Origin of the sequence: Pseudoalteromonas sp. S3178, assembly GCF_005886985.1 — a bacterium.
GTDB lineage: Bacteria > Pseudomonadota > Gammaproteobacteria > Enterobacterales > Alteromonadaceae > Pseudoalteromonas > Pseudoalteromonas carrageenovora.
In genome coordinates this window covers 37,231-54,874 of the sequence record NZ_PNCW01000021.1, presented here as the reverse complement: position 1 = coordinate 54,874, position 17,644 = coordinate 37,231, and the positions used below count along the sequence as shown (strand labels likewise).

Annotated in this window: 11 protein-coding genes, 1 pseudogene and 1 riboswitch; of the genes and pseudogenes, 6 read left to right on the top strand and 6 right to left on the bottom strand. The window is 36.1% G+C overall.

All coding sequences use genetic code 11. From position 1 onward, the window contains the following. Window positions 1-346 precede the first annotated feature (346 nt). Entirely contained in the window at window positions 347-829 is a 483-nt protein-coding gene (locus tag CWC11_RS05960) for a GNAT family N-acetyltransferase (RefSeq protein ID WP_138681943.1), read from the bottom strand. Window positions 830-841: 12 nt separating this feature from the next. Further along, entirely contained in the window at window positions 842-5,602 is a 4,761-nt protein-coding gene (locus tag CWC11_RS05955; RefSeq protein WP_138681942.1) for a PAS domain-containing protein, read from the bottom strand. Window positions 5,603-5,831: 229 nt separating this feature from the next. On the opposite strand from CWC11_RS05955, the gene CWC11_RS05950 reads away from it, so the two are divergent. From CWC11_RS05950 to bfr (CWC11_RS05935), 4 genes are all read left to right on the top strand, one after another. Continuing rightward, a complete protein-coding gene (locus tag CWC11_RS05950; protein WP_104643989.1) occupies window positions 5,832-6,710 on the top strand; it encodes a cation diffusion facilitator family transporter in 879 nt (292 codons plus the stop codon). Between the two features lie 82 nt (window positions 6,711-6,792). After that, window positions 6,793-7,863, top strand: coding sequence for a PepSY-associated TM helix domain-containing protein (locus CWC11_RS05945; RefSeq protein ID WP_138681941.1), 1,071 nt, complete (start codon window positions 6,793-6,795; stop codon window positions 7,861-7,863). A 153-nt stretch (window positions 7,864-8,016) separates the two neighbouring features. After that, window positions 8,017-8,487: a bacterioferritin gene (gene bfr / locus CWC11_RS05940; protein ID WP_138681940.1), complete on the top strand. Its 471-nt coding sequence runs from the start codon at window positions 8,017-8,019 to the stop codon at window positions 8,485-8,487. 12 nt (window positions 8,488-8,499) lie between these two features. After that, the gene (gene bfr / locus CWC11_RS05935) at window positions 8,500-8,964 is read left to right on the top strand and encodes a bacterioferritin (protein WP_138681939.1); all 465 of its coding nucleotides are present in this window, start codon (window positions 8,500-8,502) and stop codon (window positions 8,962-8,964) included. Between the two features lie 68 nt (window positions 8,965-9,032). Here the strand turns inward: bfr (CWC11_RS05935) and CWC11_RS05930 are convergent, their stop codons facing one another. Next, window positions 9,033-9,227 (bottom strand): (2Fe-2S)-binding protein, encoded by a 195-nt coding sequence (locus CWC11_RS05930; protein WP_058404608.1) that lies wholly within the window; start codon window positions 9,225-9,227, stop codon window positions 9,033-9,035. A gap of 155 nt (window positions 9,228-9,382) precedes the next feature. Then, a riboswitch (yybP-ykoY riboswitch) is annotated at window positions 9,383-9,485 on the top strand. An 84-nt stretch (window positions 9,486-9,569) separates the two neighbouring features. Between CWC11_RS05930 and CWC11_RS05925 the strand changes: the two genes are divergently transcribed. Beyond that, window positions 9,570-10,127, top strand: coding sequence for a TMEM165/GDT1 family protein (locus tag CWC11_RS05925; RefSeq protein WP_138681938.1), 558 nt, complete (start codon window positions 9,570-9,572; stop codon window positions 10,125-10,127). Between the two features lie 98 nt (window positions 10,128-10,225). Here CWC11_RS05925 and CWC11_RS05920 read toward each other — a convergent pair whose 3' ends face one another. The 3 genes and pseudogenes from CWC11_RS05920 to CWC11_RS05910 form a co-directional block, all read right to left on the bottom strand. Then, window positions 10,226-10,756, bottom strand: coding sequence for a DUF6436 domain-containing protein (locus tag CWC11_RS05920; RefSeq protein ID WP_138681937.1), 531 nt, complete (start codon window positions 10,754-10,756; stop codon window positions 10,226-10,228). Beyond that, window positions 10,740-12,206, bottom strand: coding sequence for a methyl-accepting chemotaxis protein (locus CWC11_RS05915; protein WP_138681936.1), 1,467 nt, complete (start codon window positions 12,204-12,206; stop codon window positions 10,740-10,742). Before CWC11_RS05915 ends, CWC11_RS05920 begins: the two co-directional genes overlap by 17 nt. 151 nt (window positions 12,207-12,357) lie before the next feature. After that, a pseudogene (locus CWC11_RS05910) lies at window positions 12,358-12,911 on the bottom strand (isochorismatase family protein). A gap of 167 nt (window positions 12,912-13,078) precedes the next feature. Here CWC11_RS05910 and CWC11_RS05905 point away from each other — a divergent pair. Then, window positions 13,079-17,581, top strand: coding sequence for an EAL domain-containing protein (locus CWC11_RS05905; RefSeq protein WP_138681935.1), 4,503 nt, complete (start codon window positions 13,079-13,081; stop codon window positions 17,579-17,581). Window positions 17,582-17,644 lie beyond the last annotated feature (63 nt).

The following is a 17,644-nucleotide window of genomic DNA, read 5'->3' as shown; positions in this document are numbered from 1 at the left end:
TTCTATGACTTGCAAAAATAAAAATGTGGTTGTTTTATGTTCTGTTTTTATTTTTATATTAGGGCGTGTTGATCTTTGCGGATTGAAATTTGTTCAATCTAGGGGCGATTAAATCGCGGCGCAAGGTTTGTAACCTAGTGGGCTAAGTAAAAATCGAGCAACAAAGAGTTTATCGCCCCTAGGAAGAACCCGAAGGGCAGCGCATGTTTAGCATTTATGCTGCGTTATCACCTATTTATGTGGAATAACCACACTTCATAGGCTCTGCCTTGCCTAAAAACCAAACATACTGCTGCAAATTCAACCATCAAAGATCAACACGCCTTAATCTAATCGCAATAATAAATCACTTAGCAAAGTCGATTAGCTCTTGCCCTGTTAACCTATAAATTATCCATTCATTTTGAGGTTTAGCCCCAATACTGTCATAAAAGTCTATTGCAGGTTTATTCCAATCAAGTACCACCCATTCAAAGCGACCGCAGTTATTACTAATTGCTTTATTTGCAAGGTGCTTCATTATTGCTTTGCCTGCGCCATTTCCGCGACTATCTGGGCTAACGTATAAATCTTCTAGGTATAAACCGTTTTTACCAAGCCACGTTGAATAGTTGTAAAAATACACAGCAAAGCCAATGGGTTCATCGTCTTGTAAACAAATAATACTATGAGCGGTGGCACCTTCACTGAATAAAGTATCTAAAATGGCTTGTTCATCTGTTTTTACAGCGTCTGGCTCTTTTTCGTATATGGCAAGCTCAGTAATAAAATGCAAAATAGTTTTCGCGTCACTTGGCTTCGCGTCACGAATAATAACGGGTTGTTTCATTTATTTTTAATCCTAAATGTACTGCTCTAATTTATCTTTTAAAATATCTAATTGAATTGGTTTACTCAAGTAATCATCCATTCCTGCTTTAATACAACGCTCTTTATCTGACTCCATTGCATTAGCCGTCAGCGCAATGATTTTAATATCTTTATGTTTCATCGTCGCCAACCCTTTGCGAATAGCTGCAGTGGCAGCAAACCCATCCATTACAGGCATTTGGCAATCCATTAAAACAACTTTAAAAAAGTCAGGCTCGTGGGCTTTTAATATATCGATGGCTAATTGCCCATTTTCAGCAATAGTCACTTCGCAATTAAGCTTTTTAAGCATTAATTTAGAAACCTGTTGATTGATAGGGTTATCTTCAACTAATAATATTTGCGCAGGCTCTTCTACTTTTTCTTTTTTAAGCGAAGAAATATAACCTGGTGTAACTAATGGCAGCACTTCATCATTTTCGTTACTTGTAATAACAGACAACGCCGAAATTAAATCGGCCGTTGTTACTGGCTTTGGAAAATATGCCTGAAAACCAGCATCTGAATATTTTTGCGCACCTTCCATACCCGCAATACTCGTCATCATTACAAGTGGCATTAATTTATAGCGCTCATCCGCTTTTAATACTTTACACAGCTCAATGCCATCCATTTCAGGCATTTGCATATCAAGTACCGCTATATTGTACATTTCCTGATTATTTTTATATTGCTGCGCGCACATATCCAATGCTTGTTTAGCATTAGAGGCAAGGACTACTTTGGCGCCCCAGTGCTGGAGTTGTTGAGAAATAACAATACGATTTGTTTCATTGTCATCAACAACTAAAACCGTTAACTCAGCCATATTAACATTAGGGATGTAGCGTTCTTTTTGCTCACCTTGAGTAAGCATAACAGTGGCTGTAAATACACTCCCCTCTCCTTGTTGGCTGACAAGAGAAATCTCTCCCCCCATCAATTCACAAAGCTGTTTACATATAGCAAGGCCTAAACCTGTGCCACCATATTCACGCGTTGTTGATGCATCAACTTGAGAAAAAGGTGTAAATAATTGCTGTTGTTTTTCCTCACTAATTCCAATGCCTGAGTCTTTCACACTAATAACAAACGCTAAACCTTGCGCTAATTTATTAACTTTTGCACTAACCACCACTTCCCCGTGGCTGGTAAACTTAACGGCATTGCTTAGTAAATTAGTTACAACTTGGCGAATACGACCAGGGTCGCCGCACAACTGTGAAGGCTCTAGCGAGACTAAATCAAGAATGATCTCAATGCCTTTCTCCTGTGCTGACAGTGCTTGAGCCGCAGCAATTTCACCTATTAAATCACGGCCATTAAAGTTAATTTTTTCAAGTTCAATTTTACCTGCTTCACCCTTTGAAAAATCAAGTATATCGTTAATGACCCCCAATAAAGAGTGAGCACTTTTTTTAGCGATACCGACTTTAGTTTCGATTGGTTTAGATAGTGGCTCAAGCTCCACCAGCTCAAGCATACCCAATACACCATTCATAGGCGTTCTAATTTCGTGACTCATAGTGGCTAAAAAGTCGCTCTTAGCAACGGCTGCCTCTTCGGCTTTGACAAGAGCAATTTTTAGCTCTTCACTTATAACTTTACGTTGCTGAGACACTAACGTACTGCCCACTAACGTCGCTAAAGAACGAAGATAGGTTTCCTCACTTTGGCTCCAATGATGGTGCTCACCTACGGTTTCTGCGCACAAAATCCCTAAGTTTCCGTCTCCGCTAGCAATTACAGCGTCTAACATTGATTTAATATTAAGAGGCTTAGTATAAGAGTCTGTAAAGTCAGTGGTTGCTGGATGCGTATATACATCCTCTATGGCCACTAAATTATGTTCAAAAATGGCATTGTAATAGCCTGGGTAGTCTTTAGCGGTTAATACAGCATCAGAATCAACAAACCCCTGCCCTTGAATATATAAACCATGACAAGCCATTACGTTTCGTTGTGGGTTAAAAATCCATATTGATGCGCGAGCTACATTTAACACTTCACACATTGATTTAATGGCTAATTTTTTAACTTGAGCCACTTCACTATTTTGCACCTCTGGCGCAACAGTTAATGATGCTAAGTTTTTGTTGTATCTGTTGGCTTTTTCACTTTCGAGTTCTAAACGTTTATGGGCGTCAATACTTTGAAATGAGCCAAATACTCGTACGCACTTATCGTCTTTAAATTCTGCCTGCCCCATTGATTTAACCCAGCGCTCTTGCCCTGTATGAGTTAAAATAATAAGTTCAGCGCTCCAACTCTCTCCAAGCGTCACAGCACATTCAAACAGCGTATTTATAGTATCTTGATGTACTCCTGGTTTATAAAATTCAATGGCAGTATCAATATTCGGTTCAAAGTCTTCAGGCACTTCATGAATAACCTTAACCTCGTCAGACCAATAAAGCGTATGCGCTTGTAAGTCCATTTCCCAGGCGCCAATCTGCCCTTGTTTACTCATTGACTCTAATAAGCTTTGCTGACGTTTAATTTCTAGTTGTGTGTTATAACGCTGTGTAATATCTAAAATAAAACCATCTAAATATAAAACGCTGCCATCATCTGCGTAAATTGCTTGGCCTTTTTCATTTACCCAATGTAAGCTTCCATCACGGGCATTTACTCTGTACTCAATAGACCAAGATTGTTTAGCTCTTACACAGTGCAATATTTCATTTTTTACCTTTAGTGCGTCATCTTTATGTATTAAGTCATAAAAATCTAAAGATTCATTATGAATTAGTTCATTAGGTGAATAACCTGTTATTTCTATCGATTGCTCACTCATATAAAGAGTGCTTAACTTATCATCAAACTTACAGCGATAAATAATTCCGGGTATATTAGCAACTAAAGATGCAAACCTGTCTCGACTCCCCTGTAACTCATGTTCAGTCGCTTTTTGAGCTGATATATCTAAATGAGTACCAATCATACGCATTGGTGAGCCATCACTATTCCACTCAACTACTTTTGCAGTATCTAGCACCCAAATCCAATGCCCATTTTTATGCTTCATACGGGCTTCATGCACATAGTAATCTGTTTGCCCACTAAAGTGCTCTTTGAGTTTTTGTTCAGATATGATCAAGTCTTCGGGGTGAGCGTACTTATACCAAGTATTTATACTGCAAGGTTCAATTTCACTTAGCTGATAGCCGATAATTTCAGCCCATCGATTGTTAAATGTAACTTTACCTGTATCAACATACCAATCCCAAATACCCACAGCGGTTGAGTCAATTACAAGCTGTAATTGTGTTTTATGTTGCTCAAGCTCTAGCTCTTGCAGTTTAAGTGCTGTTAAATCAGTTCGAATAGCAATGTAACTTTGCGGCTTACCGTGCTCATCTAAAAATGGCGCAATGGTGGTATCTACCCAATAAATTCCACCATGTTTTGCTTTATTACAAATATGGCCGTTCCATACATCACCACGTTTGAGGGTTTGATACATTTCTTTAAAAAATGCTTTGTCGTGCTTACCTGAATTTAAAAGGCGATGATTTTTGCCTATTAACTCATGCTCATCGTAGCCACTGATCTCGCAAAACTTTTTATTTACAAAAGTAATAGTGCCATGTAAATCCGTTATCGCGACAATAGCGTGCTCATCTAGCGCACTTTTTTGCTCTGCGAGCTGCTTTAGCGCAACTTGTAAGGCCGTACGTTGCTCTTGTAAGGTATTTTGTTGCTTTGCTTTTACTTCTACTAGTTCATTTAAATCTGATGAAAGTTGATTAAACTCTTTACTGTCATTAAGTATCGCAACTTTACCTGTGTTACCTTTAGTAATATTTTCTACTGTTTTAGCTAGGTTAATTAAAGGCCTAGATAGCCTGCGCCCAAACCATAAAGATGAAATAAGTATTAATATCAGCGCCGCTGCATTAGTTAGTATTGCTAATTGTTTATAATTATCAGCCCCCTGAAGCGCTACTTTTACAGGCTTAGAGACCAATAATTGCCAACCATCTTCATTTAAAAAATTTAAATTACTTTTGTAGGCATATAGAGTTTCGTTATTAGTATTTTTGTAAGAAAAAACTCGATTTAGCACAGAGCTATTTTGAGAAAGAAACAGGGAATTATCTGTGCCTTCAATAAGTTGCTGTATTTTATTATGGTGCATAACATAAAATGTTATGTCTTTATTCTCTGCATGTATTTTATTTAGATTATTTAATAAGCCAGCTAAATTTACATCTGCAAGTAAAATAGCATCCAATTGTTGATTAGAGTTTAAGATGGGGATTGCAACTATGTGAATCGCTTTATTAGAAAGACCCATCGTTTGAAACTGTATCTTGCTCGATACAGACACACGTTCAAAAATGTTATCAATGCTTTGTTTTTCTAATGAGCTAAAAAAATCAGAGTTAGGCTGCGTATCTCCGAGGCTAACATCAACTAGTTCAACGTGATTGACAAAATCGTACTGCTTCTCAAATTTCTCTATTAAGTTTTGCTTTTGTAAAGGAGCTGTCGTGAGTTGAGCTTTTAGCAAATATAAATCTTTAATGTGATCAGTAAACCAAATATTAGCAAATTGCTTACCAATATCACTTAACTCACTGAGTTCATTATCTAAATGTTGTTTAAGCGTGCTATTAACATGACTAAAGCTAAACCACGTCAGTAAACAAAGTGGAGCTAAAGCAATAATTATAAAGGTTATAATTAGTTTACTTCGAATTGACTGGCCTTTCCCTGACATCACGCTAAAGTTTGAACCTTTATCCATGCTTTCACTCAGCAACTTTAATCATTTTATATTACTTACATTAATGCACTAAATCACTAAACTCGCAAGTATTTGGCATTAAACCCTATAAAAAATCAGTATTTAGCATGCTTTGTTAAATTTTGAATATGTATGCACTATCATTAGTCCTATGATGTTAATTCACTTTACTTACAATGTAAAAATACGCATGGTATTAGTATTAGTCTGCACATAAAAAAGAGGCCCCATGGGACACAATCACGCACATAGCCATGTAGATGATAACCAAAGTAACAAGCAGCTTTTTATCGCTATTTTAATTAATGTATTGCTGAGTGTAGTGCAAATTATTGGTGGCATATTTTCGGGTAGCTTGTCCTTAATAGCAGATGCACTTCACAATCTAAGTGATGCTGGGGCTATATTCATTGCACTAGTCGCTCGTAAAATCGGTGCTAAACCTGCAAGTTCAACTCATCATTTTGGTTATAAACGCGCCGAAATACTCGCCACACTTTTTAATAGCAGCACGTTAATAGTCATAGGTGTGTATTTAATTTTTGAGGCAATAGCAAATTACATAAACCCGCAACCTATTAATGGCTGGGTAGTAGTTTGGGTTGCTGCAATTGCGCTTATTGTAGATATAGCTACGGCATTACTAACCTATAAAGCAGGCGCAAACCACAATATGAATATTAGAGCTGCATTTATTCATAACGTTTCTGACGCTATGGCGTCTATTGTAGTGATGATTGCTGGTACGCTCATTATTTTATTTGATTGGTATATTGTAGACTTGATAGCCACGGTACTTATTTCAATCTATGTGATTTACCACGGCGTTTTATTATTAAAGGAAAGTTGTAAAATTTTAATGCAAGCAGCACCTAGCAACTTAGATACAGATGCGCTAACTCGCGCTATTAAAAAAGAATTTAATATTGAGTCTGTAGTAAGTATAAAAGTGTGGCTACTTGATGATACTCAAAGTCACTGTGAGCTAGTAATTAGCACAAAAACTAGAGTTAAACTTACTGACGTGAAACGTTTTATGCATGACAATTTTAACATTGAAAACTGCATAATCGAAAACCAACCTTATACAATTAATAGCGAAGCATGAAACACTAGAGCGGTATTTAATTGAAAACTGCTCGTATTATCATTTACAATAAGTGTATTAGCTCAACATTGAGATACACTTTTTGAAACTTTGGTTACGCAGAATCCATTTAGGTTTAGCCCTAATTAGCGGATTGTTTTTATTAATAGTAAGTTTAACGGGTGCAGTATTAATTTACGCTAAAGATATACAGCATTTTATTCAACCAGATAAATGGCAAGTTACCCCTCAGGCAAAAACATTAAGCAACCAAAAACTAATCGAATATGTGCAAAGCCATACACAGCAAAAAATAAACTTTTTTATGCCCGAGGCTGATAAAACACTCGCGTGGCAATTTAGGTTAGCAAATAGACATTACGTGAGTGTAAACCCTTACTCGGGCGAAGTGCTACACACCTACGAAAGTAGCGATACGCTTTATGGTTTTACTTTAGGCTTACATCGCTGGTTATTGTTTGAAGACAGTGATGGGAACAAGCCCTTTAAAAACTGGATGTCTGTATGTGCTTTAACGCTCTTAGTAAACGTAATGCTCGGCTTTTATATTTGGGCAAAACCCAAAAACAGAGTTAAACGCTTGGCCATAAAACCTAAAGCTAAATTTAGAGTGTTAATGTATCAACTACACACTGTATTAGGAGTCTATTTTTTTATACCGCTAATACTTATAGCGTTTACAGGAATGGCGTTTAATTGGAAAACACAAACTCAATCCGTATTAGAGTTTGTGACATTTAATAAAGTTCAAAGCAGGCCCTCTGCACCTAAAATAAGCCGCCCATTTCAAGGTGTTGCAAATTATAATGAAGCAATTAAAAATGCCCAAGGTACCTTTGTAAATGCTCAATTATATAGGGTGTATCTACCTAAAAAAACAAATGATGTACTCGTACTTAGAGTTAAAAACCCTGGCGAAAGCCATGCATATAGCTGGGTATGGGCAAACCCTTTTACTGGGGAGGTATTAGATTCGTTTGATGCCAGTAAAACTAACTTTACAACCCAAGCATGGAACTTTAAATACAAATTTCATATAGGCGATTTTGCTGGGCCAATAGTACAATTTTTATGGTTACTAATAGCATTATCACTGGCGTTTTTTATTATAAGTGGCTTTTATTTTTGGGCGAAAAGACATAAGTGGGTTTAAATACAAATAAAAAACTGTCCATAAACCAAGCAATAACGCAAACTTAAATAAGAATCAAAACCAATAGTAAACCAATGATTTTTAAAGAAAAACTTGCAATAAAAGCAATTTATACTACACTGCATACAATTGAAATAGTTAAGGCGATTTATCATGAAAGGTAATCAAAAAGTAATCGATGCATTTAACACATTGTTAGCTAACGAGTTAGCGGCAATCGATCAGTATTTTATACACTCACGCATGTATGATGACTGGGGCTTAAACAAGCTATACGAGCGCCTTAACCACGAAATGGAAGAAGAAAAAGATCACGCAGATTGGCTTATCAAACGCATTTTATTTTTAGAAGGCGTACCAAACATGACTAAGCGTCGTGACTTATTAATTGGTACTGACGTAAAAAGTATGATGCAAAACGATTTAACACTTGAGCTTGAAGTAGTTGCGTGTGTTAAAGATGTAATCGCAATATGCGAAGAGCAACAAGATTACCAATCTCGTAGCATTTTAGAAAAGCTATTATTTGATACCGAAGAAGATCACGTTTATTGGTTAGAGCAGCAAATTGGCTTAATTGACAAAATCGGTGCTCCAAATTACCACCAAGCACAACTAGGCTAGCAGGAGCATATTATGAAAGGCGATAAAGACGTTATTGCAGCACTAAATAAAGTGCTAGCTAATGAACTTGTAGGTATTAACCAATATTTTTTACATGCACGTATGTTTAAAGATTTTGGCTTTACACAACTAGATAAAGCGGACTACAAAGTATCTATTCAAAAAATGAAAAACGCCGATCGTTTAATCGAACGCATTTTATTTTTAGAAGGGCTACCAAATCTTCAAGACTTAGGCCGATTACGTATTGGTGAAAACAGCGAAGAAATGATTGCAGCTAATATGAGCTTTGAGCTTGATACTATCGACGAACTGAGAAGTGCAGTTAAATTAGCTGAAAGTAAACAAGACTATATTAGCCGAGAAGCGCTCGATCACATTTTAAACGAGCAAGAAGAGCAAATTGACTGGCTAGAAACACAGCAATTACTTATTAAAAATACAGGGCTTGAAAATTACTTACAGTCTCAACTGTAAACAATGATTCAGCCATAAAAAAAGCAGCTTAATAAAGCTGCTTTTTTTATGAATTTTTTAAAATGTAATTACGCAACTTGATCGGTAATATCTGCAATTTCAATAAGTTTACGATTAAGGATCTTTTTAGTACAACCACAACACTTACCGCATTGGCTGCCCACTTTAAGCTCTTTAGTTAATTCACGCATGGTCGTTGCACCATCGTCAATTGTTTGCTCAATTTTTTTATCAGTCACACCGTGACAAAGACAAATATACATCAATACAAACCGTGTTAATTACATTCAATGGATGCATACTAATCTAAACGACAATTGTTATCAATAGCTTCCTCAATAAAAATACACATTATTTATTAAATAATAGCCTTTGTTCTTTTTACTATATTTACCTAAAAATGAAGTTATGGAATAATGCCCACCTCTTAGGGGAGTAGCCCGCTCAGTAATGAGTAAACTTATCAACATAATTGCACCTCATGTGCATGGTAAGTTTGTAATGTTGTAGCAAGCATTATCGGCGAGACCTAGGTAGGCACTATCCTCATGGCGGGAGATACGTGTTTGCCTTGGTTTAGCACTCCCGCCTATAAGTATTTTTTAATGGAAGTTTTTGTAACCTCAACCGTCACCGTCACGCTTGCCGAAATTGGCGATAAAACTCAGCTTTTATCACTATTACTTGCCGTACGCTTTCGTAATAAAGCAGCTCTGGCTCTAGGTGTTTTAGCCGCCACACTTATTAATCATGGCCTATCTGCTTGGCTTGGCGGCTGGATAAGTGAAAGTATTACTCTCTCCTATTTACCAATAATCGTTAATGTAAGCATAATTGCAGTTGGTATATGGCTGCTAATTCCAGATAAGGATGAAGATGTTAGCCATCGATATGATAAATATGGCGCATTTTTAGTATCTTTTGTATTATTTTTTATCGCTGAAATAGGTGATAAAACACAAGTTGCTACAGTATTACTCGGTGCCCAATATCAAGACGTATTCTGGGTAACTATTGGTACAACATTAGGAATGCTAATCGCTAATATCCCTGTAATTTACGCAGGTAATGCACTGTTAAAGCGAATATCGCTTAATAGTGTAAGGTTTATTGCTGCCAGCGTGTTTGTACTATTAGGTGTTTATGGATTAATGACGTACTAACTTAGCCTAAACCTTAGATAATAAACTTATCTCTAGCAGCTATTTTCAGCGCTAACTGCGTTATTTATGAATAATAGAGCAACTAGCTAGTTGCTCTATTATGCTTGGGTTGAAGTTGTACAGTAACAACCCTTAGTATTGTTAAGTAATAGCTCGTTATTAAACCCAGCCATTAAATTAGTAATTACAGTTTCAACAAAACCGCTGCCCTGAGCGCAACCAAGTCCTTCAGAAAGAGGCCCCGCATATACAAACTCTCCTTTTTTGTCTAAGACAACCGCTGCGGGTGTGGAGGGTATTACCGCTTGTAAAAGTTTCGATTGTTCGAGGTTTATTACCTGTACACCCTTTTGGTTCGAAAAATCAGCTAGTTGCTTCAAGTGCGTTTTAGCCTGAAGAGTACAACCACAATTAGGGTCTGTTACAATTACTAAAGAAGCATGCTGGTTATTTTCATATTTAATTTGTTGTTTAAATTTATAAAACCACTGTGGTTCATTTAACAACTTATTAGTATCAAAATCAGTAAGCTGCGTCATTTGAAAGTATACTAGCCCAGTCACTATGCTAACAAACCAAGCTGCTATCAAAACATAAGTGACCAACTTAGGTTTATTTGAATTTAGCAATACTTTGCTCTAACACATCAATGCTTACATCAATAAGTTGCACCTTAGCAGTTAACTGCTGCACTATTTGCGTATCTTGATATTGGTTTTGGCGCATATTATCAGTACTACTTGCTATTAATTCAGTATTACCTGCTTGCTCTGCAACAACCTGTGCAACAGAGTCTGAACTTGCAGAAACGGCCTCTATTTGTGCACTCATAGCCGAAATATTTTCTTTCATTGCTGCACTAATATCTGTTAAATCAACAACAAAACTAACACATTGGCTCATTGATTGAGTCGATGTTTTACTATTACTTACTAAATCTTTTAACGTTAGGCTTATTTTATCGGTGGTGGCCTTACTATGGTTTGCAAGCGATCTTACTTCATCTGCTACAACAGCAAAGCCGCGCCCGTGCTCCCCAGCTCGAGCAGCCTCAATTGCAGCATTCAAAGCAAGGAGGTTCGTTTGCTCTGCAATACCTGATATCTCATTTAACAAACTTGAAATAACGTCACCCGCCGCGACTAAATGGTTTATTTGCTCTTCGGTGTGATTAAGTAGCGTCAATAACTCTCGACTTTTAGCATCAGTTTGTAGCACTTCTTTTAAAGCATTACCTGCTGCCTGAGTGATATGATCGACCTGATTTTTTAATACCTCACTTTCCTCTTCAACCAACTTAAAGCCATGGGCCACTTGTGCACCTGAGTTTGCTATGTCGTCTGTTTGCTGCGTTCGCTGTGTTGCCCCATCAGCTAGCTGATCATGCACTTGAATAAGCTCTTGTGAGTTGTTTTGCAATGATAATGACTGAGTTTGAACCTGTTTAATAACATCAGCAATGTAATCTAGTAATGTATTAAATCCGGCCACAGCCTTACTATTAGTATCATCTGCGCGCAGCGATAGCTTAATATTTTCAGGGTCTTTCATTATTTGCTCTGTTGCAAAGCTTAATGACAAACCTGCACGTCGCTCTCGCTGTAATGTTATTGCTATATAACCTGCTACTAATACTTCAACGACAGCATAGCCGGCATGAATAAGCACAGTAGTAAATGCTAATCTGTCAGGGTCAAAAACATAAAATCCGGTATTTTGGGTCTGCAGGTAGTAAAAAGACAAATGATGAATAGCAACAAATACAATGGCCGTTATAAATACCTGCCACTTTACAAACATGATCAACATTGCCATTAGTATAAATATCTCAAAATGAACTTCTATCAACCCATACGCTTGCTGTATATGTAAAAAAGAAAACATCATGATCGCACCAGCTACAACATGGGCTGTTATAGTGCTATTTGGCTGTGTTTTAAGTAGCCATATTGGCAACAAACTTAGTGGTAATCCAATAATAAAGGCTTGAGTTAGCGTGCCAAAATATAAGCCAATCCCTATAGACTCAACAAATAGAAGAGAAAAAATAAGAGTAAATAACCGAGCGACACTAGACATAAATACCTTAATACAATTTAAGTTTATTAAACAAATCAAAGTCTATACGGAATAAACTCTATATTTGAGCACCAACCCTAATAATAAAACATACCAAGCATTTTAAAAACAAATAACTTACCAAAAATTAACAACCACCTAAACTTAAGAGCTACTTAATAATAGGTAGTATTTGTTTAAACGTAGGTGTCGCCGCTTTTTTTGTCCACTGAAAAATAACAATTTCTGCACACGATATTACCCCACCAGCTTGTTTAAGCTGCTCTAAGGTTAACTTTTATGTTCTGGGTTTCGTGAACCAACCGCATCATGCACTAAAATCACTTCAAAGCCGTTTTGTATTAAGTCTAAACAGGTTTGTAAAACGCACACATGAGCCTCAGTACCAGCCACAATAATTTGCATTTTACCGTAGCTTTTTAAGCGTTCAATAAAGCCTGGCTCTGCACAAGCACTAAAGTATGTTTTGTGAAAATATGTCGCATCGGGTAAAGCATGCTTAATTTCAGCGGAGGTCTGCCCTAAACCAACTACATATTGCTCTGTAATTAACGCAGGCACTTTAAGAACATCACTGACTTTGGCGAGTTTAAGTACACTTTCTAAAATAGAATCAAAACCTGATATTGCAGGAGCAAGTTTAACTTGCAAGTCTATAATTAAAAGCAAACTACTTGCTGATTGTACATTTATAACTGTGCTCATATCACTACCTAAATTCTTTAAGCTATTGTGTTACAAAGATTAGCTCATGTTTTAAAAGAGGTACATAAGTTATTTTATAGATGTTTTTTGTAATCGACATTTCAAAAACATGCTATATTTAATTATAAATTAAGCCCCACCCTACCTGTTTTAGAGCGAGTTTATTAGTGCATTTGAGTAAGATAGTTTTTCTTATCGTCACTGTTGTTTTATTTTGCATTGGAAGTGCGAGCGCATCTCAAAACTATGCTCAGCAATTACAGCGTCTTTCAACAGATGAAGGATTGTCGCAAAGCTATGTCACACGCTCATTACAAGATGATATAGGATTTATATGGATTGCCACTGCACAAGGCTTAAACCGTTATGACGGATATCAAGTAACCGCGTTTGACGGAGGTTACGACCTTGATAAACAGTACATATATGACTTGTTTGAAACATCCACAGGAAACATTATTGTATCTACAGATGTTACAGGCGCTTATTTAGTAAACCCCAATACGCTAAAAACAGAAAAAATTTACGCTGGGCAACTAGATGATAAAACGAATACCTACTCACCAATTTCGGCAATTGCACAGCTTAATGAGCAATCATACTTTGCCATTGATGAGCAAATACTTACCTACAATCATAGTACTAAAAAATTAACGCCAATTACCGCTTTAACTAATAAAGACGATTACATAAGAGCAATAACTTTTTATAACAACACCTTATACGTTGGTACTAACAATGGTCTTTATACACTTGATATTAAAAGTAAAAAATTAAAACCACTTTCACTTCATAAAGATGAAAATGTGACTGCTGATAATAATAATATAAAACTATTAACTATTGATGCAGAGCTCGGTTTAATGGTGGGTACTGTAGAAGGTTTATACCTCTTAGCCTTTGACAAAAATAAAAATATAAACCCAAATCAAGTAAATACATTAGTCGAAGATTATAATATTTGGGATTACTCAAAAACAGACGCTGGTGAGTTTATTGCGACTCAAAGTGGCTTATTTCAGTACTTTAGACGCACCGGAAACATTGAATTTATTTTAAGCTTTGATGAGAGTAAATTTAACATTACAGAAAACACCATAAACGACGTGATGATTGATAAATCGGGCCTGCTATGGCTTGCTTCACGTACTCAAGGTGTTTTAACGTGGGCAACACAAACAAAACGATTTAAAAATATCACCCTACCTAACAGTAATTTAATTAATAAAATTGTGCAGGATGAAAATATACTTTGGTTAGGTACAGATAATGGCCTTGCAAAATATAATTTAAATACTCAGCAAGTGAGCACGTTTTTAGAATCAACAGACACCAAGGCAGTTTATGGTGAATATGCTGTATTTGATATTTTTCCTAGTGATTTAAAGGGAGGGCAATATTTATGGCTCTCACGTTATAATAATCTAGAATTATTTAATAAAAAAACAGGAAAAAAAGAAGCTGACCAGCCATTTTTATCTAACGATTTAAACAACACAAATTTATTTGGTTTTGCACAAATAGCATCAGACACCTTTGCATATATTTCTTCAGACGATTTTTATATCTATAACGCAATAACAGGTAAAAAAAGACCTATAAAAGGCCTAAAAGAGAAAACAAAACCAATAGATGCTTACACTTTTCATGCACCTTTAGACGCCTACCCAGAGGAGCTAATTTTAAGCACTAAAAATAAATTTTATAGATACCACGAAAAAACTGAAACGTTAACGACGATATTTCAATCAAATAATAAAAATAACAATCTATTTAATACTGTAGAAAACTTTTATTTAGACACTAAACGCAATTTACTATGGCTTGCTACAACGCAAGAAGGCCTTATTGCCCTAGATACTAAAACTTATGAACGAAAGCACACTTTTAACATTAAAAATGCGCTAGGAACCAACTCTATTTATATGTTGCTCGCAGACAGTAATCGTAATTTGTGGGCGAGCAGTGAAAATGGCTTATACCAGCTAAATTTAGATACCCAAAATATAACAAGTTACACCGTTAAAGATGGGCTGAATAATAATAAATTTAGTGCTATTGCTGGTATTATTTTAAATAACAAGCAAATAGTTTTTGGCAGTTACCATGGTGTTTTGCAATTCAACCCAGCTGATTTTAACTCTGATGAGCAATTTACGCAGAGTAACCTTGAAATTACTGATATAAGCTTACTTTCTACAGATCTAAATTATTATCCCAATAAATATAAATACAAACCACTTAAACTTGCTTATGACGATGTTGGTTTAACAGTTAAATTTTCAAACTTTGACTACATAAATAAAGAAAGCACACGCTATAAAGTAGTACTTTCAGGTGCAAATCCACTTGTTTATGACGAATTAAAAACAAATCAGGTGTTTTTTACGAAATTACAGCCTGGCGATTACTCATTAACGGTTTCCGTTGTAAACCAAAAAGATACAAATATTGGCGAGCAACGGTCACTTAACTTTAGTGTTGCCTACGCACCGTGGCAGTCGCCTCTTGCTTATGCCCTATACCTTATAGGTATATTTTTAATATTATTTTTACTATTTTGGCAGTACAGAAACCGCCAAGTAGCCATAGAAAATGCGCAAAGAGAAACCATTCATTCGCAAAAACAAACTGAGCTTGCGCTAAAAAACAACAAAAGTGGCGTATGGAATTATAGTTTTAGTGATCACACCGTTAACACGCAAAGGGGCGCAGAATTAGGTTACTTTAATTTACCTGAACGCCTTAGCATAGAGCGCTATTTTTTACTTATTCACCCTGATGATAGACGAAGAGTAGAAGCTCAATGGTACGCCTACATTAAACAAAATAAACAGCAACATTGGCAATGTGCCTACCGTTTAAAGCATAAAGAAGGTCATTGGCTTTGGTATCAAGACCTAGGCCAAATTATGTATAAGGAACACACTAGCGAACCGCAGTATGTATCGGGCATTTATACAAATATTACTGAGCAACGTGCTAATGAGCAACAAGCAAATATTTTAGGTGAGGCATTTAGCCAAATTACAGATTGGCTGTTAATTTTAGATGATCGACTAATGCCATTTTCTGCAAATAATAGCTTTATAGACACTTTTTCGAACGAACACAATTCAACAAAACTAAGCCTAAAACTTATAATTAATGCGATTGGAAAAACTAAATGCAGAGAATTTGCAGCTAAATTAAAAGCTTTAAAAGCAAAACAAAACTGGCGTACAAATGCAAATATAAAAACCGCAAAAAACTCCCAGCATCCAGTTCACTTAAGCGTTACTGCAGTAGCAAAAGAAAGCAACACTGTAAGTTATTACGTGGTAGTTATATCAGATTTAACAGAGCAAAAACGCGCAGAAACAGAGCTTCGTTATTTAGCAAACTTTGACCCTTTAACACGTTTACCGAATCGTAGTTTAATGTATAAAAATATTCAGCAAGCAATTGTTAAAGCACAAAAAAGTAATAATCAATGCGCTCTTTTGTTCATAGATTTAGATAAGTTTAAGCCCGTAAACGACTCATTTGGCCATGCTGTTGGCGATAAATTATTGTGTGATATTACACGGCGCGTGAGCGCAATGCTTGATGACAACGCAGCGCTTGGACGCCAAAGTGGAGATGAGTTTTTAGTATTAATTGAAAATATTGATTCGATAGAGTCACTCAACAATACAGTAAAAACAATAAGCCATGAGCTTGCTAATAAAGTTAACATCGAAGATTTTTCGATTAATATATCTGCAAGCATAGGCGTTGCACTTTATCCTAATGACGCAAACTCCAGTGATACTCTGATCCGAAATGCAGACGTTGCGATGATGCAAGCTAAACAAGATGGCCGTAATGGTTTTAAGTTTTTTAATGAAAAAATGAACGAGCAAATCAAACAAAAGCTCATCCTAGAAAACGACTTAAAAGATGCAGCAAAGGAAAATCTGCTATTTAATCATTACCAACCCATTGTTGATTTACACGCTAAAACAATCAATGGGGTTGAATTACTTATGCGCTGGGAGAATAAAGGACAATTTATATCTCCGGCTGTATTTATACCCGTAGCTGAAGAAACGGGGTTAATCGAAAAGTTAACCGAGCAAGCATTAAAACGTGCTTTAACCGATTTAGCTCCTTTACTTAATGATAACCCACTGTTTTATATATCTCTGAACTTATCACCTAAGCATATATTAAAAATACATATAGCGAGTCGCTTAGTGGCTATTTTAAGTGCTCACAATATAAATCCAAAGCAATTACGTCTTGAAATAACCGAAAGCACGCTACTAGAAGATAAACAAAAAGCATCAAAACAATTACACAAACTAAAAACAGCAGGATTTAAATTATTACTTGATGACTTTGGGACGGGCTATTCATCACTGACTTATTTGAGCCAGTTTCCGATTAATGTTATTAAAATTGATCAAAGCTTTGTACAAAGCATCGGCCTTGATAAAAGCAACGAATCGATAATTAAAACAATCTACTCTTTAGCCGATAACCTTGGCTTATATTGTATTGCTGAAGGGGTAGAAACTCATGAACAAATTACATTTCTTTCTGCTGTAGGCTGTCATGTATTACAAGGTTATTACTTTGCCAAACCAATGACAGCACAAGATTTATGTAATGGCAAAACCTTTGAAGAGATTATAAATTTACTTTAAGTTAGTTTTAGCGGTTAAATAAACTTTAAAGCTGCGTATAAAATACTAAGAGCCCGCTTAATA